This window comes from Pseudoflavonifractor sp. 524-17 (assembly GCF_009935845.1).
Classification (GTDB): Bacteria; Bacillota; Clostridia; order Oscillospirales; family Oscillospiraceae; genus Pseudoflavonifractor_A.
Map to the genome: position 1 here is coordinate 1 of NZ_QWEK01000022.1, position 26,229 is coordinate 26,229.

Consider the following 26,229-nt stretch of genomic DNA (forward strand, 5'->3'; position numbering starts at 1 on the left):
TTGTCCACTCCTTATTCTCTTGATTATATACCCAATCCTTGAGAATGGGGTGTCAACTTTTTTTATACCACATCATTTTCCGGGGAATTTCTCGACCGCTGATAAATCACGGGGAACGCGGACGTTTACGGCGGAAACGGGAGAAATCCACCCGAAAACGGCGGCGCACTTGCAAAATCCAGTGAATTTCACTTGAAATCAAGAGAACTCCGGGCGTTACGCGCTGAAATCCTGCAAAATCGAGCGGGAGCGCGGCGAAATCGAGTGAAATTCAGTCGTTTTCATCTGGCGCGGCTCTGTTTTCTCTGTGTATCACCTGATTTTCGGCGGGAAACAAAAAAATTTGAGAAATTTTGCAAAAACACTTGACAATATATATATATATAATAGATTGGACGAAATGCTGTGTAATTTGCACAACATCGTACATTTTTTATTTGTAGGAGGAAAAATCTATGCGTCTCATTCTCGACACAGAAAAGGGCCGTATCATTCTGCCCAAAAACTTCTTTCCCTAGCTTGACAGGATGAACAAAGTCCTTGCTGATGGCGGCTCTGGAAAGAAATGGACAGCGGAGGATTATGTCCGCGAGCAGTTTGACAAGGCCATGAAAGAGACAATGCTCCGGGCGGAGGACAAGGTGGTGAAGTGAAGTATACTTTTCAATTTCAGATCAACAGGAGGTAGCAGTCAACATAAAATGGAAACAACTGAAAAGAAGAAAAGCCCGCTGGGAGTTGCTGCAGCGGTTCCTTTCGCCATTCTCTGGGTACAGCAACTTAGTATTTATTATGAGGATGTTTTGTCCTTCGCTTTTTTTAGGGTACCCGCATTATTTCCAGCCTTATTGTCGTTTCTGATTCCTTTGGTCATATCCGTTTTATTGGCTTTGCGGGTTCACAACGTCGCTTTGCCGGTTGCGTTTGCGGGCTTTGCTCTATTGAAGTTGCGCAATTTAATTATGTTTGGAATGTCAGCCGGTAGAGTGGACTATATGACTTTGTTTTCGGTGCTGACTGCGGTCATTCTTTGCACCATTATGTTCCTTAACCTAACGGAAAAAGCAAAGAAACTCTGGTTTATCCCCGGAATTATCATCTCGCTTTATGCGGTGGTAACGGTGCTGCCTGAACTTCCGCATGTCGGGATTGTTATTAGTTATTATGACCCAGAGTATTGGCCCATTTGGTTGTGGTACGAAATTTGCCACCCAATAGTTTTTGCCCTTGGCGTATGGCTGGCAGGCAGATGGTTTGCGTACCCCAACTCCCCTGATACTGCTTACCGGAGTATGCTCCCCCATATTTTACTCCTGCTGTTTACGTTTGGTATCTATTACCTATATTGGATTTACAAGTCAACAGACTACTTGAACTGCGTAGAGGGAGAGGAACCCCGTAATCCCACCACCAAGTTGTTGCTATGTATATTCGTCCCCTTCTACTCATTTTACTGGATTTATAAAAGTGCTCAACGGATAGACCGCTTGGCCTCGGCAAAAGGGATTTCATCCAACCTGACTACACTCTGCTTAATTCTGGCTATTTTTGTGGGCGTTATACCGCCTATGTTGATGCAGGATAAAATTAATGCTATTATTACGGCAGAGAATGAATCGGGTCAATATCAACCTACAACTTCCCACCAATCTGCGTCTAGCCATCCGTCCGGTCGTCTGGGTGTAGCAAATGAGTTGAAAACCTTTAAAGAATTATTGGACAGCGGCGTTATCACGCAGGAAGAATTTGACGAGAAGAAAAAACAGTTGTTGGGGCTGTAATGCGTACATAGCAACGGGGCGGGAGCAATCCCGCCCCGATTATTTTACAGATTGAACGCCGCCGCTAATTTCTCCGTGGCCTCCTGCATTTGCCGCAGGTCAGTCCTGATATAGAAATTCAGTGTCGTGCTTGCGTTGACGTGGCCCAAAATCTCTTGGACGCCCTTAATGTCCGCCCCGCATTGTTTTTGTCAATAGGCTATACCCTAATGACACATTGAAGCGGGCCATGTTTCCGTGTCACACAAGTTTGCTTTTTTCTTTTGAAATATTTCAAAAATAAATAATACTCTATTGATATATTCCGCCCTTTGTGGTAGAATAATGACAGATAAAGCAAGGGGGCGCGGCTCATGCGGGTTGGCTATGTACGATGTTCCACCATCGAACAGAATGAAGCGCGGCAACTGAAAATGATGGAGGAACAACAGGCCGAAAAGCTGTTTATTGACAAGGCCAGCGGCAAGAACACAGACCGCGCCGCATTCAAAGAAATGATGGGCTTTGTCCGGGCGGGGGACATTGTGGTGGTGGAGAGCATTTCCCGTATTGCCTGGAATACCCGCGACCTCCTTTCCATCGTGTCAGACCTGACGGCGCGGCAAGTGGAGTTTGTCAGCTTGAAAGAGAACATCGACACCACTACCCCACAAGGGCGGTTCATGCTCACAGTGTTCGGCGCGTTGGCAGAATTGGAGCGGGAGAACATTTTGGAACGCCAGCGGGAGGGTATAGAGATAGCAAAAGGCGCGGGCAAGTACAAGGGCCGCAAGCCGTTGGACGTGGACGAAACGCAATTCAAGGAGGTTTGCGCCAGATGGAGGGCGGGAGAGATAACCGCCACCGCCGCCATGCAGGAGGTTGGGCTAAAGCCCAATACATTCTATCGGCGGGTCAAGGACATGAGCTTGTGAGGGCATAGAAAAGGGGCCGAAAAAGTTGACTTTTCCGCCCTCTGGTGATATACTGAAAAAGTAAAAATCAAGCGCGTTACACTTGAAAAAATCAAGAGTGAACCGCTTAAAAATCCAGTGTTTTCAATGGTTTTATCCGGGTGTGGCGAAGTTTGGTATCGCGCTTGAATGGGGTTCAAGAGGCCGCTGGTTCAAGTCCAGTCACTCGGACCAAGAATTTGGCTTGAAATCGAAAGATTTCAGGCCATTTTCTTTTACAACATTTTGGAGCGCTTCATGTTTTAGCTGTTTCGGATTCAGAACACTTTCCAGAACAAAATACAGACTCTCTGAGAATGGAGTCCATAACCCCGGACGTAGCTTTGCGGCCTTCATCCTGTACATGGGTGTAAACGTTAAGCGTTGTTATAATATCCTTATGCCCTAAAAATTCCTGCATCTGCTTTGGCGTGGCCTGCTTTGTTGCAGCTAAAAACGAAGCCGCCGTGTGCCCTTACGGTATAATAAGGACAAATCAGAAAACCCCTGCGGTGCAACGTGTTAACTGGTTTGTCCTTATTCTTTTTCCACCAATTCCCCCGCAAAAAGCAGGCATAACAAGGGTTGCCAAAAAGCGAGGTGTACTATTAAACAAAGAGAATGCATACTATCCGGCTGGGGCACCGGCGCCCCGGGTAGGATAGCTACAGAGGTCTAGGAGCGGCTTATTTGCTTTCCAGCTTCAGCAACAGCGCCAATTTGGGCACTGCCGAGGAAATAGCTTCTAGGGAGTTGCCATTCAGAACTGCTGCTGTGTTCATATCGTTGGCAGTTGCACTGCTGCGTTCACTTTCTCCCTGCTGGTCATGCGAAGCGTGCAGCCACCCGTCAGGTGTATTTGAGCAGGCGCAGAGCGGACGGTACGGGGCGTGGGGGAACCCCAACAAGACGCATCGGGAAATCCAAAAGGATATCCCGATGCCTTGCTTGCCTGCGAGATGAAAATCAGCCTCTGCAAGATTTTGCATAGCGCAAAAACTATTGATATCTTGGAAAGTATCGGATATACTTATGACCAGCGGGCTGCTGGCCCTGGAACTTTTTCCGATGGAGGGAAACTTTTATGCGATTTATAGAGAGCAAAAAACTTGCCACGCGGATCGGGGTCATTACATCTGTGATCACTCTGATCGGAATGACGTTGCTCTGGCTGGTGGTATCCACCAACGCCGCTTCCATGGTGAAAAACGATATTACCAACCAGATGACCGACGCTGTGGAATCCAGGGCCGCAATCATTAACGAATATGTGCTTTCCGCGGAGGAATATATGTCCGCCTTTGCCTTGGGCAGCGAGGTTCGGGATCTGCTTCTGAACCCGGATGACCCGGAACTGTTGGCCCAGGCTCAGAGCTATACAGAGGATTTTGCCGCCGTCAAGGGGGTGTTTGAAGGGCTATACATTGCCACCCCGGCCACCCATGTCCTGACGCATACCTCCCAGAGCGCTATCGGCATGACCACCCGGTCGGGGGACTCCCTGAAAACCTTCCAGGATACCATTCTCTCCCGGCGGGAGCTGACGAACCTAGGGATCATGAAGTCCCCCGGCACCGGCAGCATGATTTTGTCCATGTACTGCCCCATCTTTGAGGGCCAGCAGTGTATCGGCTATGTAGGGGCCGGCGTCTATGCCAGCCATCTGATGGACTCGCTGCTGAATCTGGACATCAAGGGCCTGCCCAACAGCGAATACGTGTTTCTGAATGTGGATACGGGCGTCTATCTCTACCATGAGGACGACGCGCTTTTGAATACCAAAACCACCGATGCGGCTTATCTGGAAATCATCCAGCGCATTGGGGCGGATGGCAGCACCCAGGCCAATACATATTCCTACCGGGATGAGAACGGAATCAGACAGCTGGTGGTCTACAAGTACCTGAAGGACCGCGGCTGGGTCTTTATGGTACGGGACAACGCTGCGGAGGTCTATGCCGCCGTAACGACTGTGCGTATTTTGGTGGGCGTACTGTGCGCGGCCATGGCTGCCGCCGTCATCCTGATTACGCTTTTGATTCTGCGCCGCGAGGGCAGGGATCTGATGGCGGTGGAGCGGGCCATAGACCGCTTGGGGGAGCTGAATCTCTCCGCGGACCAGGAGCTGGAGCCTTTCTATGGCCGGTCGGATGAGATCGGCATGATTGCACAGACCACTCACCGGGTCTGCAGCTGCCTGCGCAAGACTATCGACGATGTAGGCCGCATCTTGGGTGAGATGGCCAATGGAAATCTCACTGTCGACGTCACAGCGAACGAATCTTATTACATCGGCGATTTCAAAGCCCTGTCCGCAAGCCTGCAATCCATCCACGCCAATCTGGTGCGTGTCATCCGGGACATTTCCCAAGTGGCCGGCCAAGTGGACGCCAGCGCAGAGCGGGTATCCTCGGGCGCCCAGGCACTAGCCCAAGGCACGACGGAGCAGGCCGCCTCTGTTGAAGGACTTATGACGAATGTGACTGCCATTACCGAGCAAATCCAGACCAACACCGTGCGTTGCGGCAGCGCCAGCGAGTTGGTGGGTCGGGCCAACGGCTATGCTGTCGAGACGGACACAAAAATGGAACAGCTGACCGCCGCTACCAGGAACATCAATCAGTCCTCAGCCCAGATCAGTACCATTATCAAAACCATTGAAGATATCGCATTCCAGACCAACATTCTGGCCCTGAACGCCGCCGTGGAGGCTGCCCGGGCAGGAAGTGCGGGGAAGGGCTTCTCTGTAGTGGCGGACGAGGTTCGCAGCCTGGCCGCCAAATCCACCGAGGCCGCGCAGAATACCAACGCTCTTATCAGCCAGTCTGTTCAGAACGCCAAGAGCGGAACCGAGTCTACGGACCAAGCCGTCTCCGCCATGCGAGTCATCAACGACTGCATCCAATCCATTAAGTCGTTGATGGATGAGATTGCCTCCGCCAGTGTCCAGCAGTCAGAGATGATTTCTCTAGTTGAAAGCGGGATTAAGGGGATTTCAGCAGTGGTTCAGGACAATTCCATGGCTGCTGAAAAGAGCGCGTCGGTTTCCAAGGAGTTGTCCCAACAGGCGCGGACGCTGAACAGCCTTATCAGCCGCTTCCGCATCCGGTAATCTTCCTTGCCTCACAGAAAAGCCGCCAATCTCAGAACGAAATATGTAGTCGGGACGGACGCTCCCGGCCATCCAACCATACAACAACTTTATCCAAATCAAGCCTGTTTTGCTCCTGTGTTCGCTTCAGTTGCTTCAGATAGGGAACTGTGCTTTCTATCACAGGAATTGTCCGGCGGCTCTTTTGGGTCTTTGTTCGCTCTGCTTCAATCAGGAGACGTTGACTTACTGCGACTTTCCCAGCGAACACTGGACTCGTATCCGAACCAACAATGTCATTGAACGGCTCAACCGGGAGATCCGCCGCCGTACAAGGGTAGTGGGCTGCTTCCCGGACGGTAATTCTGCTCTGATGCTGGTCTGTGCCAGGCTCCGCCATGTAGCTGCTACCCAGTGGCGCAGCAAGAAGTACATGAATATGAAGCATTTAGAGGCGATCCAGGGTGACACCTCTATCGCTGGCCGATCTCTTTCAGCCAGCGTCTGCAAACTAATTTGCGCATTTTTTGACAGTACCCTTCTCACCCTCATCGGGCGCAGGCTTTCTGCTAGGGCCAAAAACCTGTATTTACAACCGTTAAACGCTGTCCGGCCGGAATTTTCCCCTCTGCGGCGGCAACATCCCATGGCAACCCAGCATTTTTCGGTAATGAATACAGGTTCTCAGTTATGGATTACAGCTCATAGCACTTAAACTTCTGGTTCTCCTTGAACTTAAACTCCATGCTCAGCAGATGACCCTCCATCCGCTGCTCCATCTGCTGGTCCAGCTCCAGGCACCAGCCGGATTTGTCGTGGGCCTGCCAGATGTCGTAGTCGGCCCAGTATATGACCACGTTGATCTCCCCAGGCACGTCCCGGCTCAGCCAGATCTCCTTGCCCAAAAAGCCCTCGGACACCTTCAGCCGTGTGGTCCACACCTCATCGTCCAGCTCAACCCAGCGGTCCACCCAGTCGGGTGAGACCAAAACGCGGATTTCCTCCACAGCGATGGGCTTTTCCAGTTTGCGGATGTTCTTCAGTTCCATAGAAGCACGACCCCTTTTTTAACGCGGATGGACCGCGTTTATTTGTAGTACTATCCTACTAACAGTATAGCAGGCCGCAGCCCGTCTGCCAAGAGCCTGTTTTAAAACCGGCAATATGCCCAACTGCGAGGGGTTCTTTGCTAACGTCTGTTCTTTCGCGCAATCATAAAAATACCGGCGGCAAGGAAGACAAGCCCTATAATCACCCCTATCATTGCAGAAAGGCCGCCAATTCTGCCGCCGGCGAATATGGCCGTGGGGCCGTCCGCCCCTCCGATGACGCCCACCGGCGGCATCAGAGAGACCGCCGCCGCAATTCCCGCCAGGATTAAAACAATTCCCACGATTTTCTTTATGCCCGTACCTCCAAAAAATTCCCGCTGGTTGGGTTCCCTATTATTATAAAAGCGCACCCGCTGAAAAGCAACTGCTTCCCAGCGGGTGTTCTCTTTTTCCTCTGTTTTACTGGAGGGCGGACAGGGCGCAGGCCGTCTGAGCGGCTACCTTGGCGTTGTTGAAGACCAGCTGGATGTTGGCGTCCAGGCTGGTGCCCTTGGTAATCTCCTTGATCTTGGCCAGCAGGAAGGGGGTGGTCTCCTTGCCGTGGATACCGGTATTCTTGGCCTCCTCCACCGCGTCGGCGATGGCCTTGTTGATCACACCGGCGTCCATGGAGTAGGCCTCGGGGATGGGATTGGCCACCAGCATTCCGGCGGGGAAGCCCAGCTCCAGGCTGGTGTGGAAGGCGGCGGCCAGCTCCTGGGGGGTGTCCAGGCGGTAGTCAATGGCAAAGCCGCTTTTGCGGGTGTAGAACGCAGGCAGCTCATCGGTGCCGTAGCCAATGACCGGCACGCCGTGGGTCTCCAGGTACTCCAGGGTAAGGCCCAGGTCCAAAATGGACTTGGCGCCGGCGCAGACCACCATCACCGGGGTGTGGGCCAGCTCCTCCAGGTCCGCGGAGATGTCCATGGTGGTCTCGGCCCCCCGGTGTACGCCGCCGATGCCGCCGGTAGCGAAGATCTTGATCCCCGCCATGTGGGCGATAATCATGGTAGTGGTCACAGTGGTGGCGCCGTCCGCCCCTTTGGACACCAGCACCGCCAGATCCCGGCGGCTGGCCTTGTTGACTTCATGGCCCTTCTTGCCCAAATACTCGATCTCCTCTTTGGTAAGGCCGGCCTTCAGCCGGCCGTTGATGACGGCAATGGTGGCGGGAATGGCACCGTTCTCCCGGATAATCTCCTCCACCTTCAGGGCAGTTTCCACATTCTGGGGATAGGGCATTCCGTGGGAGATAATGGTGGACTCCAAGGCGACCACGGGCTTGCCGGCGGCGACGGCCTGGGCGACTTCGGGCGCAACATCCAGATACTTGTTCAGATTCATGGTGATGACCTCCGTTATATCATAAATAAATTGAAAATGGACAGCGTTTTTCTTGGACCGCAGGGCCTATCGCCCCTCCATCCGGGCCTGCAGGGCGGAGACGCTCATCAGCGGGTTGATGGTCTCGGCGCTCTCCATGGCGATGGCACCGGCGGCCAGGGCGGCCTTTGTGGTATTGCGCAGATCCGTACCCTCCAGATAGGACCAGGCGGTGGCGGCCATGGAGGCGTCCCCGCAGCCGGTGGTGTTCACCATCCGGCCGGGATAGCAGGGCACATGGCAGCGCTCGTTGTGGTCTGCGGCGAAGATGCCCTCCCCCCCCAGGGAGATGAGTACCCGGCGCAGGCCAGTGTCCAGCAGAGCGTCCGCCGCCCGGTTCAGGCTGGCCTCGTCGGTGATGGCCACGCCGGACAGCAGCTCCGCCTCCATCCGGTTGGGCTTTAGGGTGTGGATCTTCCCCAGCACCGGCCGCAGCTTCTCCGCCTTGGCGGTGGACACCGGGTCAGAGAACACCGGCACCTTAGCGTGCTCCGCCAGCCACTGGATGGACTCGGCGGGGATATTGGTGTCCACCACAATGAGCTGGGCATCGTCCAGCAGGCCCTGCTGGGAGGCCAGATACCCCGGGGTTACATGGTCGTAAATCTCCATGTCGGACACCGCCAGCTCCATGTCCCCCCGCTCGTCGGCGATAAACAGGTAAGTGGAAGTGGCCGCGCCGGTGATTTGCAGCGCGTGGGAGATGTCAATGCCCAGCTCCCCGCAGGAGGCGGCCAGCTTCTGGGCGTACAGGTCGTCCCCGAAGGCGGTGAGCATCCGCACATCCGCCCCCAGCAGCACCAGATTGTGAGCGATGTTCCGCCCTACGCCCCCCAGGCTCAGACGCACCCGGCCGGGATTGGAGTCGTGCCCCACCAAGGCCCGGCTGGGCCGGCCGCCGATGTCCATGTTGACGCCGCCAATCACCACCGCGTAGGGAGCGGTGTGAATAATATAGCCCTTGCCCACGATATAACCCTTTTTCATCAGGTTGGAGATGTGGACCGCCACGGAGGACCGGGTGATCCCCGCTTTCTCCGCCAGCTCCTGCTGGGAGATGAGGGGATCTTCCTCAATCCACCGGAGCAGCTGCCGCTCCCGCTGGGTCATGGCGCTCACTCCTAAGCAAAAATTTATTATTTAATCTTATGTTTAAATAATAGCAGAGACGGACCCTGATGTCAAGGCCCGCCCCTCACAAAAAGCATAAAAATTTCTTCCAAATTTATCTATATTTCGTTTGCTAAATGGCATAATGCCCCACGGCGAGAGATTTTTTATCAGACAAGGCCGAAAGCCTGGTCAGCCATCTTGGAGGAGGAGGACATCCTTAGGCGCCACCTGGAGCCAGAGGGCGTCCCTGCCGGCCAGGGGGGCCCAGGCGTCCTTATCCAGCTCCACCCGCAGGCGGGAGAAGCCCCGCTCCCCCCCCGGGGTGGCCAGCATCACCACCGCAGAAAACACATTGTCAATCACCCGCAGCACCCGGCAGGGAATGGCATTAGACTCCCCCTCCGCCGCGGGGCGGAGAAAGTGGGCCCGTATGCCCACATGGGTGAGCCCGCCGGGCACCGCCCTTGCGCAGTCCAGGGTAATCCCCCAGTCCAGGCACTCTACCAGTGTACCTCCGGCGGGCCGGGCCCGGGAGACGTTTTTGCATCCGGACAGCAGGCAGGCAGACAGGGTGGCCGGCGCGTCAAAGAGAGCGTTTACCGGCTCCTTGGGCTGGGAGCGCCCCTGGTCCAGCACACAGACCGAGGCGCAGAAGTGGGACACCTCATCCCGGCTGTGGGTGACAAACACAGTGGGCCCCTGAAAGTGGTCCAGCAGCTCCATGAGCTCCAGCTCCACCTGCCACTTGAGGTAGCTGTCCAGGGCGGAGAAGGGTTCATCCAGCAGCAGCGCCTCCGGTTCACTGGCCAGAATGCGGGCCAGTGCCACCCGCTGCTGCTGCCCGCCGGACAGCTGCCGGGGATACTTATCCCCCATGCCATCCAGATAGAGGGCGCGCAGCAGCCGGTCCACCTGGGCCTTCCGGCTGGAGCGGTCCCGGCGGCGCAGGCCGGCGGCGATATTTTGAGCTACAGTAAAATTGGGAAAGAGGGCGTAGTGCTGAAAGAGGTACCCCACCCGCCGCCGCTGGGGGGGGAGGTTGATCCGCTTCCCGGCGTCAAAGAGCACCCGGCCATCCAGTTCAATATGCCCCGCATCGGGGGAAATCATACCGGCGATGCACTTTAAGGTCATGCTCTTGCCGCAGCCCGACGCCCCCAGCAGGCCCATTACCTCCCCCTCTGTCTCAAAGCTGGCCTGGAGGTGAAAGGGGCCTAGTTTTTTGGAGATATCCACAATCAAACTCACCGCAGCGCCGCCTCCCCTCGGGCCGGGCCGGCGCCGGCCCGCTTTTCCAATAGATTGATCGCCAGCAGCACCGCGAAAGAGATGGCCAGATTCACCGCCACCCAGCGGTAGGCCAGCCCGTCGTTATTCTCCCGCCACAGCTGGTACACCGTGGTGGAGATGGTGGCGGTCCGGCCGGGGGTATAGCCCGACACCATACTGGTGGCGCCGTATTCCCCCAGCCCCCGGGCGAAGGCCAATACAGTACCGGCCATCAGCCCCTGCCTGCACCCAGGCAGCAGCACCCGCCAGAAAATCCAGGTATTGGAGCGGCCCAAGGTCCGCCCGGCGTGGATGAGATCCGGGTCAAAGGCCTCAAAGGCCCCCCGCACCGTGCGGTACATCAGGGGGAACGTGACCACAATGACGGCGAATACCGAGGCATACCAGGTCATGGTCAGCCGGACGCTCCACACCGACAGTACCCACCGGCCAACCAGCCCCTTTGGTCCCATGAGTTTTAACAGAAAGAAGCCCACCACCGTGGGGGGGAGCACCAGAGGGAGGGTAAAGAACACATCCAGCACCCCTTTGACGGCCCGGGGCAGCTTGGCTGCGTAGTAAGCCGCCGCAATGCCCAGGAAAAAGGTGAAAAAGGTGGCAATCAGGGCAATACGCAGGGAATTATAGAGGGGAAACCAGTCCATGGAACACCTGCCTTTCATCAAACACAACAGGGCGGGGATTCCCCGCCCTGAGCGCGTCCTTTTATTGGGGAATGGAGAAGCCCACGGATTCAAAGACGGGGGTGCAGGCGCTGCTGCGCAGGTAATCCAAAAAGGCCTGGGCTTCGTCTGGGTACTTCGCGTCCTTGAGCACGGCGGCGGGATAGATCACCGGGGCGTGGGAGCCCTCCGGGGCCTGCGCTACCACCTCTATGGCGTCCCCGGCGGCGATGGCGGAGGCGGCGTCGGTGGCGTAGATGACGCCGCAGTCCACGCTGCCTGCGGCTACCTGGGAGGTGACCTCCTTCACATTGGTTCCGAAGGTGATCTTCTGCCCCTCATTGAGCTGCTCCCACAGGCCCAGATAGGTAAAGATTTCCTCAGAGTACTGTCCCACAGGGACGTCGGAGTTCCCCAGGGCCATGAGCTGGACTTTGCCAGTGGCCGCGTCCTCAAAGGAGGTCACCCCGGCGGGGTTGCCCTGGGGGGCCACCAGCACCACCTTGTTCTCCAACAAGTTCACCCGGCTGTCGGAGCGGATATAGTCCAGGCCCTCGGTATTGCCCCCTTCCGCGTCCTTGGCGGCGTCCAGCTGGTTCATCTGCTTCTGGGCGGCGGAGATAAAGAGGTCGCACTCCGCCCCCTCCTGAATTTGGGTCTTCAGCGTGCCGGAGGAATCGAAATTGAAGACCAGCGTCACATGGGGGGCCACGGTCTTGTAGTCCTGGGCGATCTCGTTCAGGGTCTCCGTCATAGACGCGGCAGCGAAAACGATGATCTCCACTTCCTCCTGGCCGGGCGCCTCAGAGGGCTGGGCAGAGGATGTCTGACTGGGCTGGGCGTCCGGGTCAGGGGTGGGAGCGGCGGCGCCGCTGGAACAGGCCGGCACAGCGGCGGCCAGGATAAGCGCCAGCAGACAGGACAGTACTTTTTTCATGGTAGTAACTCCTTTACAAAATGGTAGGCCAGCCTGTTTCCGGGATGACCCATTGGTCCGCCGCCTTAGCCAAAGGGCCGTAGGCGGCAGGACTCGAAGTGCGTACCTTTATAGAAGCGGCAGTCTGCGCCAAATTTTTGAGAAAATCCTCCTCTCTATTCCAAAATTCCTCTTTCATGAGTTATCGGGCGCAGTTGCCGTCGGTACCTTTTAGAATAGCCAGGCCGTGGGACAGGGCGGGGAGGATATATTCCAGGCACTCCTTCACCGCCTTGGGACTGCCGGGGAGATTGACCACCAGCGTCCCCTTGCGGATGCCGGCGGCGGCCCGGGAGAGCATGGCCCGGGGGGTAATGGACAGGGACAGGGCCCGCATGGCCTCAGGGATGCCGGGCACGTCCCGGTCAGAGATATCCCTGGTGGCCTCCGGGGTCCAGTCCCGAGGGGAGAAGCCGGTGCCCCCGGTGGTAAGGACCAGGTCGGCCTCATCTTCATCGGCCAGCCGGGCCAGCTCGCGGGCGATCTGATCCCGCTCGTCGGGGAGGAGGGCGGTATGCACCACAGGGTAGCCGTTTTTCTCCAGAATGTCCCGGATCACCGGGCCGCTCAGGTCAGCCCGCTTCCCCGCTGCGCCGGAGTCGCTGACGGTGATCACCGCCGCCCGGAAGGGGAGCTCCACCTGAAAGTCGTCCCCGGCCTGGATATCTCCGCCGCGGAGGACCCGGGTGAACACCCCCTGCTTGGGCATGATGCACTCCCCCATCTTTTTGAAAATCTCGCAGCCGTTGTGGCACTCCTTGCCGATCTGGGTCAGCTCCAGAACCACATCGTTGCAGTAAAACTTGGTACCCAGGGGAAGGGCGGCGAAGTCGATGCCCTCTACGATGATATTTTCCCCAAAGGCGCCGTCGGCCACCTCCGCCCCCCGGGCCCGGAAAGCCTCAATCTTGTCATGGGAGAGCAGAGAGACCTGCCGGTGCCATTTGCCGGCGTGGGCGTCGTTCTCAATGCCCCAGTCCTCCACCAGATGGACGCAGGCGACGGCTTTCTTCTGAGTTCCCTTCTTTTCACTGGTACACACAGCAATCACTTTGCTCATCAACTACACCTCGTATTCAAATTCAATGGGGACGCCTGTTGTTTCATCCGTTTACCCGCCAATCTGGTGCATATTGTGCCGCTCGTCCCCCTGCCGGCCGGTCTGGTCGTTGAAGTGGTGGCGGGAGGGCTTTTGGCGGATGGCAGTCCGGATGGTCTCCAGCAGCACCTCATCTTTGGAGCCGTCCCGGAGGAGGATCCGCAGGTCGGCCCCGGTCTCATACTGAAGGCAGGTTTTGAGAAAGCCGGTGGCGGTGAGGCGCACCCGGTTGCACCCGTCGCAGAACTGGTGGGTCATGGCGCTGATAAAGCCGATCTTTCCCTGGAAGCCGGGAAGGGTGAAATAGTGTCCCGGCCCCGCGCCGAAAACGCCGCCGCAGGGGGTCATGGGACCCAGGGCGGACTCCAGAATAGTCCGCACCTCCGCCTCGGTGCGGCGGGGCAGCTCTCCCCCCAGGCCGATGGGCATCAGCTCGATAAAGCGCACCGCCAGATTCTGTTCCCGGGCCAGCCCTGCCAGGGGGACCAGCTGGCCGTCGTTGTCCCCCATGGGGACGCAGTTCAGCTTCACCCGCAGGCCGGGGGCGTCCAGGGCGGCATACAATCCCTCCAGGGCCTGGGGCAGCACGTCTTGCCGGGTGATAGCGGCGTACTGCGCCCGGTCCAACGTGTCCAGGCTGAGGTTGACGGCGGTGAGCCCCGCCGCCAGCAGGCCGGGGAGCTGCTCCTTGAGGAGGACGCCGTTGGTGGTTAGCGCCACGCTGTCCATACCGGGGATGGCCCGGATGCCCGCCACCAGCCGGTGGAGATCCCGCCGGGCCAGGGGCTCTCCCCCGGTGAGACGCACCCGCCGGATGCCAACCTGGGCAAAGCAGCGGCACAGGCGGATGATCTCCTCATAGGAGAGCATATCCCCGTGTTCTATCCACTCTACCCCCTGGGGCGGCATACAGTAAACGCAGCGCAGATTGCACCGGTCGGTGACAGAAATGCGCAGATAGTCAATGGCGCGGCCGAATCCGTCTATCATAGGCGCCCCTCTTTTCTCAGGTAGTCCAGGATCACCTGGGCGGCGGCGGCGCCCTCCAGGGGGACGGAGGGCACGCCGGGAAGGCTCAGCTCCGTGTCCGTAACCAGGGCCAGCAGGGTGGCCGGGTCGCACACCGGCTGGGTGGAGTTGCCCGCCCGGACCAGCTCCAGCTTGGGCCAGGCGGAGTGCTTGAATCCCTCCAGCAGCACCAGATCCGCGTCGGAGAATTTTTCAATCAGCGCCCGCTCGTCCACCGGATCCTGCCGGACGATTTTATACTTCTCCCGGTCGAAGATGGCGGTACCCCAGGCCCCGGCGGCCATGTGCTTCCCCGTGTCGGTCCCCTCCGGGTCGGAGGTAAAGGAGTGGCCGTCATGCTTCACTGTGGCCGCCTTCAGCCCGGCGGCCTTCAGGTGGGGGAGCATGGCGGTGATGAGGCTGGTCTTGCCGGAGTTTTTCACCCCGCTGACCGCCACCACCGCGGGGCCCCTGCGGCCGGGGTTTGTAAAGGTTCCCGACTTGCCGCCCTCTTTGTATACCAAGTGGATGTCCCCGATCTCCATGGATTTGTCGATGGCCTTGCACATATCATAAATGGTGAGCAGGGCCACGGATACCCCAGTGAGGGCCTCCATTTCCACCCCGGTCTTGGCGTCCAGCTTGGCCGCGCACTCCGCCTGGATGGCGCACTCCTCAGGCAGAATAGTAAACTCAACGGTGCAGTTTGACAGCGCCAGGGGATGGCACAGGGGAATCAGCTCCGCGGTGCGCTTGGCGGCCAGAATCCCTGCCACCCGGGCCACCCCCAGCACATCGCCTTTGGCTGCGGTGTGGCCGGTAACGGCGTCCAGCACCGGACGGGAGACCTTGATCGTCCCTTGGGCCACGGCCAGGCGGCGGGTGGGGGTTTTGGCGGAGACATCCACCATGATGGCGTTCCCCTGGTCGTCGAAATGGTTGAATTTGGGTTCCATAGAGAACCTCCCATACGTCAGATTACAATGATGCCGCTATTATATACCTATTGTTTTCTACAAACCTGTATCATTCGCCCGATCCTACCGCCAGATCGCCGCTATCTGCCCGTCCTCCACCGGCGGGGAGCCGGCGGGGAGGTCCACCAGACAGTTGCAGCCGATGAGGGAGGACAGCAGGCCGGACTCATGTTTTCTGGGGAGCGTAACCACGCCCCCCTCGTACCGGCCCCGGAGGAACCGCCGGCCCTTGCTGGCCTTGGGGAAGGCGCCGGAGACTCTGGCGCGATCCGGCCGGAGACACAGGCCGGGCTCTCCGGCGCAGGCGGCCAAAAGGGGCCGGGCCAGCAGCTCAAAGGTGGCGGCGGCGGCAAAGGGGTTGCCGGACAGGCAGAGAAGGGGTTTCCCCTCATACAGGGCGTACATCACCGGGGTGCCGGGCTTCAGATTGACCCGCCAGAACAGGCGCTCCGCCCCCATCAAGGGGAGGACCTGGTGGAAAATGTCCTTGTCTCCCACCGAGACGCCCCCAGTGGTGATGACCGCGTCGCAGGTCTGGAAAAGCCGCTGAACGGCTTGGGCCACCGCCTCCGAGTCATCCCCCGCAAGCGGGGCATTCTCGCCCACCATCCCCAGCTCCTCCAGCCGGGCGGACAGCAGCACCTGGTTGGATCCGTAGATCTTCCCCGGCGGCAGGGGATGCACATCGGGACTGACCACCTCATCCCCGGTGGACAGCAGGCCCACCCGGGGCCGGCGGCGCACCGGGACCATGTGGCAGCCCATACTGGCCAGCACCCCTACAGCGGCGGCGTCCACCCGGGCGCCGGCGGAGATCAGCCGCTCCCCGGCCCGGTAGTCCTCCCCCCGGAGGCAGTAGTTGGCGCAGGGGGAAAGCGGCTGATAGACCTGAACCGTGTCCATCCCGTTGTCCGTATCCTCGTGGCGGATGACGCAGTCGCACCCCTGGGGGAGCTGGGCCCCGGTCATAATGCGGACGGCCTGTCCCGGGGCTAGCGCGCAGGCCGGCACATCCCCGGCGTAGACGGTCTCCACCACCTGGAGCACGGCGGGATGCTCCCGGTCCGCTCCAGCCAGATCGGCGGAGCGCAGGGCGTAGCCGTCCAGGGGGGAGCGATCAAACGGGGGCTGGTCGATGGCGGCGCGGATGTCCTGGGCCAGCGCGCGGCCCAGGGCCTTGTCCAGGGGGACCTCCTCCATACCCAGAGGGACAATGCTGTCCCGGATAAGAGAGAGGGCCTCCTCCAGTTCAATCCCCATACGCATGGTCAGCCCTCCTTGCCGAAGGGGCAGATGGGATAGTGGCAGGTCTTGCACCCCAGGCACAGCCCCCCATGGCCCAGCCTGGCCAGATCGGTCCGGCTGACGGGGAGATTGCACAGCACCCGGGGGAGGATCAGGTCAAAGATGGTGGCCTTGGCGTACATGACGCAGCCGGGCAGGCCCATCACCGGCGTACCGCCGGGGAAATACCCCAGCAGGAACATGGCGCCGGGGAGAACTGGGGCGCCGTAGGCTGTCACCTCCGCCCCGGCGGCTTTGATGGCCCCTGGGGTCTGGTCGTCTGGATCCACGCTCATGCCCCCGGTACACAGGATCAGCTCCGCGCCGCTGTCTCGGGCGGTCTGAATGGCGGAAACGATCTGTTCCCGGTCGTCCGGGACCTTCACATGGGACGCCACCTCCACCCCAAAGGCGGCCAGTTTGGCCAGGAGGACGGGGGTAAACTTGTCCTCAATGCGGCCCAGATAGACCTCGGTGCCGGTGGTGATGACGGCGGCGGTCTTCCGGGCGAAGGGGTGCAGGGTGAGCAGGGGGATCTTCCCTGCGGCCTCCTCCGCGGCCCGCACCCGCTCCTCGGAGACCACCAGGGGGATGACCCGCATCCCCGCCAGCTTGTCCCCAGGCTGGACCACGGTGTTGGTATGGCGGGTGGCAATCATCACCTCTTCCACGCAGTTGACGGCAAACAGGCGCTCCACATCCACCTGGAACAGGCCGTGGATGGCGGCGGTTAGCTCGATTTTGCCCTCTTTTACATCAGAGGCGTCCATATGCTGGTTTTTGGCCAGGGCACACAGCCGCTGGGCGGCCTCGTCCTCGTGGAGCATTCCCTCGGTCTTCTCCCAGACGTAGAGATGGTCCTTGCCCATGGACAGGAGCACGGGGATGTCCTCCTGAGTGACAATGTGGCCCTTGCGGAAGGCGGCGTCCTTCATCACCCCGGGGACAATGCGGGTCAGGTCGTGGCAGAGCACGTGGCCCACCGCCTGGGTGGTATCAATGAGCTTCATAGGATGGTTCCCCCTGATTCTAATTTGTAAAAACTGGGAGCGCCGCACAACAAGGCGGCGCTCCCAGTTTGAACCCGGAACAAAAAATAATACATTCCGTCCCATGGAAAGCGGCCCCTTTTCAAAAGGAAGGCTGAGCCGTTTCCACCCCAGCCCGGCGGCGCGGCGTCATAGGCACAGCCCTTAGACGCCTTTGCTCGGAGCACAATTCAGTTTTTGCTATTATACTATACCGTCTGATAAAATGCAAGCCGCCGGCGGACGGAAAAGCAGGTAGCCGCTGCCGGATTCTCCGCTGGCCTCAGCCCTGCTCCAGCTCTGGGATGAGGTTTTTCTCATAATAGGCCAAGGCGCCCACGGTACCTGCGTGCCGGTAGCCGGCGGACTGGAAGAAGGCCCGGGCGGCCTGGTTCTCCCCGCACACGGACAGGCGGACCACACTCCGGCCCTTTCCCGCCGCCAGTCCCTCGGCAAAGGCCATCATGCTCCGGCCAGTGCCCCGCCGCCACAGGACAGGGTGAACCGCCAGGTCCTGGACGGTGAGCACCTCTCCCCGCTTGGCGCTCTCAGACCAGTCCACCCCGGCAAAGCCCTCCGGCTGGCCGGGGATGAGCACCGCGGCGCAGGCCACGTCGCCCCCCTGGATACAGACATAGAGCGTACCGGCCTTCCCGGCGGCCCGGGCGGTGTCCCGGTTGGGACCGCCCTCCCCCTCCCAGCCGGTACGGACCCGGCCCTGGGACTCCCAGCGGAGCACAGCGTTATACAGCTCCGCAACACCATCCAGATCTTGGGGTGCCGCACGACGAATCATAGTACACAACTCCTCCCTGTGATAAATTGATCTCAGACGCTGTGCCAACCGCCAAGACCTGCCGATTTGCGAGACAGCCTTGCCGGCGGCAAGGCAAAAAATCGCAGGAATCCTGGGTGAATTTCAAAATTTTTAACCCAGCCAGGGGCAGTTTTGGCCGCAAAGATTTCCTTTTTTCGCTGCCTTTATTATAATGGCTGTGCGGCCGGTTGACAAGGGGGGAATCTGTTCTCTCATTCCTTTCCATGTCAAATAAGCGCAAAAAATGATTGACAATCCATATATTGCATGGTATCCTGTCAGATACGGTCTGAGATTGGAACGACGCCTGCGTGTGTATGCAGAGAATATGCAGGCAGGGTTGTACTTAGTTTCCCCGTCGAATGCAAGCGGTCTCCGCACCGCGGCAGGTACCTTTCTTTCCTTTATTGTCATGTAGGCGGCTGTCCTCTGGATAGGACAGCGCCTGCTTTTTATTAGATGGGTTTTCCCTGATGGACACGCCGCCGGAGAAAGCGGGGCTTTTTCCACAGACCGGAATGATATATGATCTAATTCAGGAGGAGAATTCCATGGAACAACAGCTTGCGCAGGAGTTCCGCTTTCCGGAGCTGCTGCGCTTCGCGCTGCCCTCTATCATTATGATGATGTTTACCTCTCTCTACACCGTGGTGGACGGGTATTTCGTGTCCAACTACGTGGGGGCGGAGGCCATGGCGGCGCTGAATCTGATCTATCCCGTCCAGAGCACGGCCATGGGGCTGAGCTTTATGTTTTCCACCGGCGGCGGCGCCATTGTGGCCATCCGCATGGGCCAGGGCCGTATGGAGGAGGCCAACCGGGCCTTTACGCTGGTGATGCTGGCGGCGGCGGTAGTGGCTGGGACAGTGACGGCCTTGACCCTGTGGCAGCTGGAGCCTCTGTGCCGCTGGCTGGGGGCGGAGGGCGCCACTTTACAGCCCAGCCGGGTCTATCTGGGAACCCTCATCTGCTTCAACGCCGCGGCCGCCCTGCAATACCAGTTTCAGAGCTTTCTCATCACCGCCGGCCGGCCAAAGCTGGGCCTGGGTATGAGCATGGCCGCGGGCGGCTTCAACATGGTCTTTGACTATCTGCTCATCGTGCCGGGAAAGCTTGGGGTGGCGGGGGCAGCCCTGGCCACCGGCGGCGGTTACTGCATCGCCGCCGCTGGCGGCCTGATCTTCTTTTTCTGGAACCGGAAGGGCCTGCACTTCGTCCGCCCCCGGTGGGAGGGGCGGATGCTGCTGCGCACCTGCGCCAACGGATCGTCGGAGATGGTGACCAATCTGTCCGCGGCTGTGACCACTCTGCTGTTTAACTTCTACACGCTGCGCTTCGCTGGAACAGACGGTGTAGCCGCCATTACCGCCATGTTCTACTGCCAGTTTCTCATGACCTCCCTTTTCTTCGGATTTACTATGGGGGCGGGGCCGGTGATTTCCTACCACTTCGGGGCGGAGCACCGGGACTACCTCCGCCGGGTGCTCCGGCAGTGCCTGTGGTTTGTGCTGGGGGCGTCTGTGCTGATTTTCGGCGTTTCCATTTTGGGGGCGGAACAGATTGTGGGGGCCTTTTTCCAGCCGGGCAGCAGCGTATACGCCATGGCGGTGGAGGGCTTCCGCCTGTTCGCCCTGTCCTTCCTCTTCTCGGGGCTGAACATCTCCGCCTCCGCACTCTTTACTGCCCTGGGAGACGGAACCACCTCCGCCCAGATTTCCTTCGCCCGGACGCTGGTGCTGGAGATCGCCGCTGTGGCGGCCATGGCCTATTTCTGGCAGCTTACCGGTGTCTGGCTGGCCATCCCCGTGTCCGAGCTGCTCACCGTGGCCCTGGTGCTCCCCCTCCTCCGCCGCCTGCACACCCGATTTCATATCTTTTAACGCAAAAAAGCGCCTCCGCCCCCACAGTAAGGGACGGAGGCACTTTTTGTGTTTAGCCCGGAGGCCAGGTCATATCCCGGCCGGCCAGGACATGGAAGTGCAGGTGGGCCACGCTCTGGCCCGCCTGGGCCCCGCAGTTGGACACCACCCGGAAGTCGGTGATCCCCAGCTCTTTGGTGACCTTGGAAATCACCTCGAAGATATGGGCCACCACGGCGGAGTTCTCCGCCGTCACCGCCCCGCAGGAGGGGATGTGGGTCTTTGGAATCACCAGAAAATGGGTGGGCGCCTGGGGGTCAATGTCGTGAAACGCCAGGCACTGATCGTCCTCGTAGACCTTGTTGGACGGGATCCCTCCCGCCGCGATGTTACAGAACAGACAGTCAGACATAGAAACCTCCTAATCACAGGATGAAATGGGACTCCACACCACCGTCCGCCGGGGCTGGAGATTTTGAATAAACAGGTCTGTATAGGTCTGTGCGTCCACCTCCCGGCCGTTGTAGGACCAGGACAGAGGGGTACCGGGCGGCTCGCTGCTGTAGCGGTGGGCCCAGGACTCCAGGGGCTGCTCCCCCCGGCCGGTTTCGTCCATGGTGTAGACGCTGTGGGAGAGGACGCCGCCGTAGTCATACATGACCAGAATTTTGCCGTCGGTGAGGGGCTCCACCACGTAATTCATCTCGTGGTCCTGCCAGTACCAGCACTGGACGGCGCCCTCCGCCTCGTGAAAGATCCGGGAGATAGCGGGGGTGTCCGCCAGGCGGAGGAAGAGCTCCGGCGCCCCGTCCCCGTCCAGGTCGGTAAGGGCGTATTCCCACGCCCAGTCCTCCCGGTCCAGGTCCGCGGCCAGCCGCGCCCCCCAATCCTCATCCGCCGGGGCAGAGATCTCTCCCGCCAGCAGGGCGGCGTAGGCCGGGGGCAGTTCCCCCGCCCCGGCGGGCGGGGCGGGCTGGGACAGGCCGGACAGCGCCAGGACAGAGGGCAGCGCCAGATCCAGAACGCAGCGCAGGATGGGAACAGAGAGCATACGCTACACCCCCAGCTTCTCCGCCACGAAGCCGTCCACCATGGCCAGGGCGTCATCCAGCTTGAGCACATCGGTACCGCCCCCCATGGCGGAGTCGGGCTTGCCGCCCCCCTTGCCGCCGCAGACCGGGGCGATGGTTTTGATGATATCCCCGGCTTTGACGCCCTTGCCCACGGCCTCCTTGCCGCAGACGGCCTGGAAGGTGATCTTGCCCTCGTTGACAGTGGCCAGCACCGCCACCACCCAGGGATCCTTGTCCCGCAGGAAATCACCCATTTTGCGCAGGCGGCTGGCGTCGGCATCGCTGAGGGCGGCGGTCAGCACCTTCAGGCCCCCCACATCCTTGGCGCCCATGAGGAAGCGGCCTGCCTCGCCCACGGCCTCCTTGGACTTGAAGTGCTCCACCAGACGGCGCAGCTCCTTGAGCTCCTCTGTGTTCTGAATGGCCTTCTCCCGCAGCTCGCCCGGGCGGGTCTTCAGCACCGCCGCCGCCTCAAAGAGCAGCTTCTGGTTGCGGTTCATAATCTCCAGGGACAGGGCGCCGGTGGTGGCCTCAATGCGGCGCACGCCGGAGGCCACGGAGAACTCGCTGTCGATGTGGAACACCCCGGCCTTGGCGGTGTTGTCCAGATGGGTGCCGCCGCAGAACTCCATGGAGAACTCCCCCATCTCCACCACACGGACGATGTCCCCGTACTTCTCGCCAAAAACGGCCACGGCCCCCTTCTGCTTGGCCTGCTCAATGGGCAGCTCCTCGGTCACCACGGGGATGCCCTCCAGAATTTTGCTGTTCACCAGCCCGTCCACCTGGGCCAGCTGCTCGGGGGTGACGGCCTCAAAGTGGGTGAAGTCGAAGCGCAGCCGGTCTGGCTCCACCAGCGAACCCGCCTGATGGACGTGATCCCCCAGCACCTGGCGCAGGGCGGCGTCCAGCATGTGGGTGGCGGAGTGGGCCCGCATGATGGCCTTACGGCGCTCGCTGTCGATGGATACGGTGGCCACATCCCCCACCTTCAGGGAGCCGGACTTCACCACGCCGTAGTGCATATACTTGCCGCCCTTGTTCTTCTGCACATCGGCGACCTCAAACACCCCGCCGGGGCCCTCAATTCGGCCGTGGTCCGCCACCTGGCCGCCCATCTCGGCGTACATGGTGGTCTGGTCCAGCACCAGAATGGCCTGGGTCCCCGCCACGATCTGGTCCCGCAGCTCCTCCTCGGCCACAATGGCCAGGATTTTGCCCTGGGTGACGTGGCTGTCATAGCCCATAAACCGGGTCTCCGGCAGCTCCTTGCCGAACTCCACCCCGGCCCAGCCCAGGTCGCCCAGGGCCTCTCTGGCCTTCCGGGCCCGGGTCTTCTGCTCCTGCATCAGGGCGCGGAACCCCTCCTCGTCCACGGTGAGGCCCTGCTCCCCGGCCATCTCCGTGGTCAGATCCACGGGGAAGCCGTAGGTGTCGTAGAGCTTAAAGGCGTCGGCCCCAGAGAACACCTTTTCCCCCTTGGCCTTGTGGCTGGAGAGCATATCGTCAAAGATGCGCATACCGCCGTCGATGGTCCGGGCGAAGTTCTCCTCCTCCACCCGGATAACTTTTGTAAGATAGGCCTGCCGCTCCCGCAGCTCGGGGTAATGGCCCTCGTTCTCCCCGATGACCGCGGCGCACACCTCGTACAGGAAGGGGTCGTTGACTCCCAGCAGCTTGCCGTGGCGGGCCGCCCGGCGAAGCAGCCGGCGCAGCACATAGCCCCGGCCCTCGTTGGATGGGAGCACTCCGTCGCAGATCATAAAAGCAGCGGAGCGGATGTGGTCGGTGATAATGCGCAGGGACACGTCGGTCTTGGCGCTTTCGCCATAGTGGGCGTGGGTGATCTCGGACACCTTGTTGGTGATGTTCATCACCGTATCCACGTCAAAGAGCGAGGGCACATCCTGACACACCACTGCCAGCCGCTCCAGGCCCATGCCAGTGTCAATATTCTTCTGGGCCAGGTCGGTGTAGTGCCCCTCCCCGTCGTTGTTGAACTGGGAGAAGACGTTGTTCCAGACCTCCATATACCGGTCGCAGTCGCAGCCCACGGTGCAGCCCCCTTTGCCGCAGCCGTACTGCTCTCCCCGGTCGTAGTAGACCTCGGAACAGGGGCCGCAGGGGCCGGAGCCGTGCTCCCAGAAGTTATCCTCCTTGCCGAAGCGGAAAATCCGCTCGGCGGGAATACCGATGTCCTTGTTCCAGATTGCGAAGGCCTCGTCATCGTCCTGATAGACGGAGGGATAGAGGCGCTCCGGGTCCAGGCCCACCCACTCTGGGGAGGTGAGGAACTCCCAGCACCAGGCAATGGCCTCCTTTTTGAAGTAGTCACCGAAGGAGAAGTTGCCCAGCATCTCAAAATAGGTGCCGTGGCGGGCGGTTTTGCCGATGTTGTCAATGTCACCGGTGCGGATGCACTTCTGGCAGGTACAGACGCGGTTGCGGGGGGGCTCTTTCTCGCCGGTAAAGTAGGGCTTCATAGGCGCCATGCCGGAGTTAATCAGCAGCAGAGACGCGTCGTTCTGGGGCACCAGGGAAAAGCTGGGGAGACGGAGATGGCCCTTGGTCTCAAAAAATTTCAGGAACATCTCCCGGAGCTCGTTCACTCCATAGGGTTTGTTTGGCATTGGTCGTTACCTCCATCTTGTTTCGTTAAATCCACTGGATAAAAGCGGTTTTGTCCTGGCTGTTATAGCCGGCGTTCCGGTAAAAGCGCAGGGTATTTTCCTCTCTGCTCCCAGTCAGCAGCATTATTTTATAGCAATGACATTCCTGCGCAATCTGCTTCGCAAAGGCGAGGCAGGCAGCTGCCAGTCCCTGCCTTCTGTGTCTGGCGTCTGTGATTACATTTTCAATCAGTGCGTAGGGCCGCTGTCCGTGGGTCAGATTTGGAATAACAGTGAGAACACAGGAGGAAACAATCTGTCCTCCCCTTTCCGCCACGATAATGTGGTGATTCCTATCTTGAAGGATATCCGCCCACAGTGCAGACAATGCCTGACTCTCCTCCGGCATGGGATTATTGTGGAGCTGTGTATACAGCGTGAGCAAGCCATATAGATCCTGCCTCCGGACCTCCCTGACTGTCATGTCTCCCCCCTGTCAATCCTTCCAAACGAAAAACCGCCCCCGGCGTCGGCCAGGGGCGGAAAAATCCACGGTACCACCCTGATTATCCCAAACAGGGACGTCTCAAACCGCCCAATAACGGGGGCGAAGCGGTCCGCTCGTCACGAACAGCTCAGGCGTGGCATACGGACCGCGGGCCGAGGGCTCTCACCAATTCCCTCTCGCTTGGGGCCTGGCCGGTTCCGCTTCGTTCCTTCAACGCCGGTCTCGGTATCAAAACTACGCAGTTATTGTATCACACTTTCCGCCGTTGTCAACGGCGAAATTACCCCAAAAACCGCCCCGCCGTCCATCTGGACAGCGGGGCGGAGGAAATCTTTGCTTAGTCGAAGACGGTCTGGTCGTCCACGGGGGTCTCCAGGGCCTTGAGGGCCTTCTCCACCATCTTGTAGCGCAGGTCGAACTCCTCCTCATGGGTGAGGGCGGGGTTGCCCAGGGGATGGGGGATGGCGATGGCGGGAACAATCCGGTTCGCGCCAACGGTCAGGGAGATGGGGGTGACGGTGCAGATATGCACCACGGGGATACCAGCGCGCTCAATCTCTTTTACCATCGTTGCACCGCAACGTGTGCAGGTGCCTCACGTAGAGGTGAGGATGGCGGCCTGTACGCCGGCATCCAGAAGATCCTGAGCAATCGCGGCGCCGTACTTCTTGGCGCTGGCCACGGCGGTGCCGTTGCCTACGGTGGTGTAGTAGAACTCGTGCAGAGAGCCGATCTTGCCCTCTTTCTCCATCTTGCGCAGGGCGTCCACAGGGAGCACGCGGTCGGAGTCCTCGTTGGCGTAGACCGGGTCGTAGCCGCCGTGGGCGGTCTCGGAGTTCTCAGCGGTCAGATCCTCCACGCCGGCGATGCTGTACTTGCCGAACTTGGAAGCGGAGGAGGACTCAATGTGATCCGGGTTGCCCTTGGGCACAGTACCGCCGGAGGTAACCAGCGCCACTTTCATCTTGGAGATGTCGGCCACAGCGGGATTGGGGGCCACACGGTCAAAGGAGGGCATGGGGAACTCCGTGGTGAAGGGCTTGTCCGCCAGCTTGGCCAGCAGCATCTTCACGGCGCGGGTGGAACCCCGCTCAGCCTCGAAGAAGTTGACGCGCAGGCCGTTGGGCATATAGCCCTCCTCGGCGGAGGCGCCGATCTTCTCGCCCTTGCCCAGCTTGATGGCCAGAGCGGCCATTTTGGGAGCGGCCTGGCGCATACCGGCGGCGTTGTTCTTGGTGGCGATGATATACACCTTGTTCTTGAACATGTCGGCGCCGGGGTTCTCCTCATACATGCCGGTGACCACAGGCAGCTTCAGCTCGTCCTTAACGGCGGCGGCCACGGTGCCGCAGGCCACGCCGTAACGGCCGGCGTTGAAGGCGGGACCGCAGATGACCACGTCGGGCTTGGCGTCGGAGATCATCTTGAGCACAGTGGCCTTGGCGGTGTCCAGGTTCTCGTTGAAATAGGAGTCGCCGCAGATCACGGTGCCCACGATTTCAGCCTCGCCCTTGAACGCGGTGTTGAGGGCCAGGCCGGGGCCCACGGCACCTTCACGGTACTCGGGGGGATAATCAGCCTTCTCCTCGCCGCCGATCTGAGCGAAGAACTGGTTGATATAGTGAACGACTTTCAAACTCATTACAGC

At 59.6% G+C, this 26,229-nt stretch carries 23 protein-coding genes, 1 tRNA gene, 2 pseudogenes and 2 riboswitches; of the genes and pseudogenes, 7 read left to right on the forward strand and 19 right to left on the reverse strand.

What is annotated here, in order from left to right; genetic code table 11:
• Positions 1-527 precede the first annotated feature (527 nt).
• The 6 genes and pseudogenes from D1159_RS20015 to D1159_RS09535 all read left to right on the forward strand — a co-directional run.
• Positions 528-653, forward strand: a complete 126-nt coding sequence (locus D1159_RS20015; protein WP_279280024.1) for a hypothetical protein — start codon at positions 528-530, stop codon at positions 651-653.
• Positions 654-701: 48 nt separating this feature from the next.
• Positions 702-1,781 (forward strand): DUF4234 domain-containing protein, encoded by a 1,080-nt coding sequence (locus D1159_RS19615; RefSeq protein WP_243152212.1) that lies wholly within the window; start codon positions 702-704, stop codon positions 1,779-1,781.
• Positions 1,782-2,134: 353 nt separating this feature from the next.
• Positions 2,135-2,695, forward strand: coding sequence for a recombinase family protein (locus D1159_RS09520; RefSeq protein WP_161845441.1), 561 nt, complete (start codon positions 2,135-2,137; stop codon positions 2,693-2,695).
• 136 nt (positions 2,696-2,831) lie between these two features.
• A tRNA-Pro gene (locus tag D1159_RS09525) sits at positions 2,832-2,908 on the forward strand.
• Positions 2,909-3,797: 889 nt separating this feature from the next.
• A complete protein-coding gene (locus D1159_RS09530) occupies positions 3,798-5,825 on the forward strand; it encodes a methyl-accepting chemotaxis protein (RefSeq protein WP_161845442.1) in 2,028 nt (675 codons plus the stop codon).
• Between the two features lie 211 nt (positions 5,826-6,036).
• Positions 6,037-6,288: pseudogene (locus D1159_RS09535) on the forward strand (transposase); the annotation flags it as partial.
• A gap of 211 nt (positions 6,289-6,499) precedes the next feature.
• Here the strand turns inward: D1159_RS09535 and D1159_RS09540 are convergent.
• The 14 genes and pseudogenes from D1159_RS09540 to D1159_RS09600 all read right to left on the reverse strand — a co-directional run bounded on the left by D1159_RS09540 (position 6,500) and on the right by D1159_RS09600 (position 18,511).
• Positions 6,500-6,853: a TIGR03792 family protein gene (locus D1159_RS09540; RefSeq protein ID WP_161845443.1), complete on the reverse strand. Its 354-nt coding sequence runs from the start codon at positions 6,851-6,853 to the stop codon at positions 6,500-6,502.
• Positions 6,854-6,993: 140 nt separating this feature from the next.
• On the reverse strand, positions 6,994-7,197 hold the full coding sequence (locus D1159_RS09545; RefSeq protein WP_202621021.1) for an oxaloacetate decarboxylase: 204 nt from the start codon (positions 7,195-7,197) through the stop codon (positions 6,994-6,996).
• A gap of 118 nt (positions 7,198-7,315) precedes the next feature.
• On the reverse strand, positions 7,316-8,239 hold the full coding sequence (locus D1159_RS09550; protein ID WP_161845444.1) for a pseudouridine-5'-phosphate glycosidase: 924 nt from the start codon (positions 8,237-8,239) through the stop codon (positions 7,316-7,318).
• A gap of 66 nt (positions 8,240-8,305) precedes the next feature.
• Complete coding sequence (locus D1159_RS09555; RefSeq protein WP_161845445.1) at positions 8,306-9,388, reverse strand: PfkB family carbohydrate kinase; 1,083 nt, start codon at positions 9,386-9,388, stop codon at positions 8,306-8,308.
• 192 nt (positions 9,389-9,580) lie between these two features.
• A complete protein-coding gene (locus D1159_RS09560; RefSeq protein ID WP_161845446.1) occupies positions 9,581-10,639 on the reverse strand; it encodes an ATP-binding cassette domain-containing protein in 1,059 nt (352 codons plus the stop codon).
• On the reverse strand, positions 10,636-11,325 hold the full coding sequence (gene modB / locus D1159_RS09565) for a molybdate ABC transporter permease subunit (protein WP_161845447.1): 690 nt from the start codon (positions 11,323-11,325) through the stop codon (positions 10,636-10,638). Before modB ends, D1159_RS09560 begins: the two co-directional genes overlap by 4 nt.
• A 61-nt stretch (positions 11,326-11,386) precedes the next feature.
• On the reverse strand, positions 11,387-12,280 hold the full coding sequence (modA, locus tag D1159_RS09570; protein WP_161845448.1) for a molybdate ABC transporter substrate-binding protein: 894 nt from the start codon (positions 12,278-12,280) through the stop codon (positions 11,387-11,389).
• Positions 12,273-12,391, reverse strand: a riboswitch (molybdenum cofactor riboswitch). (Overlaps the previous gene by 8 nt.)
• Positions 12,392-12,461: 70 nt before the next feature.
• The gene (locus D1159_RS09575; RefSeq protein ID WP_161845449.1) at positions 12,462-13,379 is read right to left on the reverse strand and encodes an MOSC domain-containing protein; all 918 of its coding nucleotides are present in this window, start codon (positions 13,377-13,379) and stop codon (positions 12,462-12,464) included.
• A 51-nt stretch (positions 13,380-13,430) separates the two neighbouring features.
• Positions 13,431-14,408, reverse strand: a complete 978-nt coding sequence (gene moaA, locus D1159_RS09580; RefSeq protein ID WP_161845450.1) for a GTP 3',8-cyclase MoaA — start codon at positions 14,406-14,408, stop codon at positions 13,431-13,433.
• Positions 14,405-14,887 (reverse strand): molybdopterin-guanine dinucleotide biosynthesis protein B, encoded by a 483-nt coding sequence (mobB, locus tag D1159_RS19620; protein ID WP_347563668.1) that lies wholly within the window; start codon positions 14,885-14,887, stop codon positions 14,405-14,407. Before mobB ends, moaA begins: the two co-directional genes overlap by 4 nt.
• A gap of 21 nt (positions 14,888-14,908) precedes the next feature.
• A pseudogene (gene moaC, locus D1159_RS19625) lies at positions 14,909-15,382 on the reverse strand (cyclic pyranopterin monophosphate synthase MoaC); the annotation flags it as partial.
• 84 nt (positions 15,383-15,466) lie between these two features.
• Positions 15,467-16,669: a gephyrin-like molybdotransferase Glp gene (gene glp / locus D1159_RS09590; RefSeq protein WP_161845452.1), complete on the reverse strand. Its 1,203-nt coding sequence runs from the start codon at positions 16,667-16,669 to the stop codon at positions 15,467-15,469.
• Positions 16,670-16,671: 2 nt separating this feature from the next.
• On the reverse strand, positions 16,672-17,697 hold the full coding sequence (locus tag D1159_RS09595; protein WP_161845453.1) for a molybdopterin-binding protein: 1,026 nt from the start codon (positions 17,695-17,697) through the stop codon (positions 16,672-16,674).
• Between the two features lie 98 nt (positions 17,698-17,795).
• A riboswitch (molybdenum cofactor riboswitch) is annotated at positions 17,796-17,912 on the reverse strand.
• Between the two features lie 86 nt (positions 17,913-17,998).
• Positions 17,999-18,511, reverse strand: a complete 513-nt coding sequence (locus D1159_RS09600; RefSeq protein WP_161845454.1) for a GNAT family N-acetyltransferase — start codon at positions 18,509-18,511, stop codon at positions 17,999-18,001.
• A 572-nt stretch (positions 18,512-19,083) separates the two neighbouring features.
• Between D1159_RS09600 and D1159_RS09605 the strand changes: the two genes are divergently transcribed.
• Entirely contained in the window at positions 19,084-20,412 is a 1,329-nt protein-coding gene (locus D1159_RS09605; RefSeq protein WP_161845455.1) for an MATE family efflux transporter, read from the forward strand.
• Positions 20,413-20,464: 52 nt separating this feature from the next.
• Here D1159_RS09605 and D1159_RS09610 read toward each other — a convergent pair whose 3' ends face one another.
• From D1159_RS09610 to grdB, 5 genes are all read right to left on the reverse strand, one after another.
• Positions 20,465-20,803, reverse strand: a complete 339-nt coding sequence (locus D1159_RS09610) for a histidine triad nucleotide-binding protein (protein WP_161845456.1) — start codon at positions 20,801-20,803, stop codon at positions 20,465-20,467.
• 9 nt (positions 20,804-20,812) lie between these two features.
• Positions 20,813-21,442, reverse strand: coding sequence for a hypothetical protein (locus D1159_RS09615; protein WP_161845457.1), 630 nt, complete (start codon positions 21,440-21,442; stop codon positions 20,813-20,815).
• A gap of 3 nt (positions 21,443-21,445) precedes the next feature.
• Positions 21,446-24,094, reverse strand: coding sequence for an alanine--tRNA ligase (gene alaS / locus D1159_RS09620; protein WP_161845458.1), 2,649 nt, complete (start codon positions 24,092-24,094; stop codon positions 21,446-21,448).
• Positions 24,095-24,119: 25 nt separating this feature from the next.
• Positions 24,120-24,557, reverse strand: coding sequence for a GNAT family N-acetyltransferase (locus D1159_RS09625; RefSeq protein ID WP_161845459.1), 438 nt, complete (start codon positions 24,555-24,557; stop codon positions 24,120-24,122).
• Between the two features lie 361 nt (positions 24,558-24,918).
• Positions 24,919-26,223 carry a glycine reductase complex selenoprotein B gene (gene grdB, locus D1159_RS09630; RefSeq protein ID WP_161845460.1) on the reverse strand — a complete coding sequence of 435 codons (1,305 nt, stop codon included), beginning with the start codon at positions 26,221-26,223 and terminating at the stop codon, positions 24,919-24,921.
• Between the last annotated feature and the right edge of the window lie 6 nt (positions 26,224-26,229).

Excerpts from the sequence above, each read along its gene's own strand:
- modB (WP_161845447.1), bottom strand. The coding sequence starts at position 11,325 with ATGGACTGGTTTCCCCTCTATAATTCCCTGCGTATTGCCCTGATTGCC.
- modA (WP_161845448.1), bottom strand. The coding sequence starts at position 12,280 with ATGAAAAAAGTACTGTCCTGTCTGCTGGCGCTTATCCTGGCCGCCGCT.
- D1159_RS09595 (WP_161845453.1), bottom strand. The coding sequence starts at position 17,697 with ATGAAGCTCATTGATACCACCCAGGCGGTGGGCCACGTGCTCTGCCAC.
- D1159_RS19615 (WP_243152212.1), top strand. The coding sequence starts at position 702 with ATGGAAACAACTGAAAAGAAGAAAAGCCCGCTGGGAGTTGCTGCAGCG.
- D1159_RS09520 (WP_161845441.1), top strand. The coding sequence starts at position 2,135 with ATGCGGGTTGGCTATGTACGATGTTCCACCATCGAACAGAATGAAGCG.
- glp (WP_161845452.1), bottom strand. The coding sequence starts at position 16,669 with ATGCGTATGGGGATTGAACTGGAGGAGGCCCTCTCTCTTATCCGGGAC.
- D1159_RS09530 (WP_161845442.1), top strand. The coding sequence starts at position 3,798 with ATGCGATTTATAGAGAGCAAAAAACTTGCCACGCGGATCGGGGTCATT.
- D1159_RS09555 (WP_161845445.1), bottom strand. The coding sequence starts at position 9,388 with ATGACCCAGCGGGAGCGGCAGCTGCTCCGGTGGATTGAGGAAGATCCC.
- D1159_RS09625 (WP_161845459.1), bottom strand. The coding sequence starts at position 24,557 with ATGACAGTCAGGGAGGTCCGGAGGCAGGATCTATATGGCTTGCTCACG.
- D1159_RS09550 (WP_161845444.1), bottom strand. The coding sequence starts at position 8,239 with ATGAATCTGAACAAGTATCTGGATGTTGCGCCCGAAGTCGCCCAGGCC.
- D1159_RS09600 (WP_161845454.1), bottom strand. The coding sequence starts at position 18,511 with ATGATTCGTCGTGCGGCACCCCAAGATCTGGATGGTGTTGCGGAGCTG.
- D1159_RS09575 (WP_161845449.1), bottom strand. The coding sequence starts at position 13,379 with ATGAGCAAAGTGATTGCTGTGTGTACCAGTGAAAAGAAGGGAACTCAG.
- D1159_RS09605 (WP_161845455.1), top strand. The coding sequence starts at position 19,084 with ATGGAACAACAGCTTGCGCAGGAGTTCCGCTTTCCGGAGCTGCTGCGC.
- D1159_RS20015 (WP_279280024.1), top strand. The coding sequence starts at position 528 with ATGAACAAAGTCCTTGCTGATGGCGGCTCTGGAAAGAAATGGACAGCG.
- D1159_RS09540 (WP_161845443.1), bottom strand. The coding sequence starts at position 6,853 with ATGGAACTGAAGAACATCCGCAAACTGGAAAAGCCCATCGCTGTGGAG.
- alaS (WP_161845458.1), bottom strand. The coding sequence starts at position 24,094 with ATGCCAAACAAACCCTATGGAGTGAACGAGCTCCGGGAGATGTTCCTG.
- D1159_RS09610 (WP_161845456.1), bottom strand. The coding sequence starts at position 20,803 with ATGTCTGACTGTCTGTTCTGTAACATCGCGGCGGGAGGGATCCCGTCC.
- moaA (WP_161845450.1), bottom strand. The coding sequence starts at position 14,408 with ATGATAGACGGATTCGGCCGCGCCATTGACTATCTGCGCATTTCTGTC.
- D1159_RS09615 (WP_161845457.1), bottom strand. The coding sequence starts at position 21,442 with ATGCTCTCTGTTCCCATCCTGCGCTGCGTTCTGGATCTGGCGCTGCCC.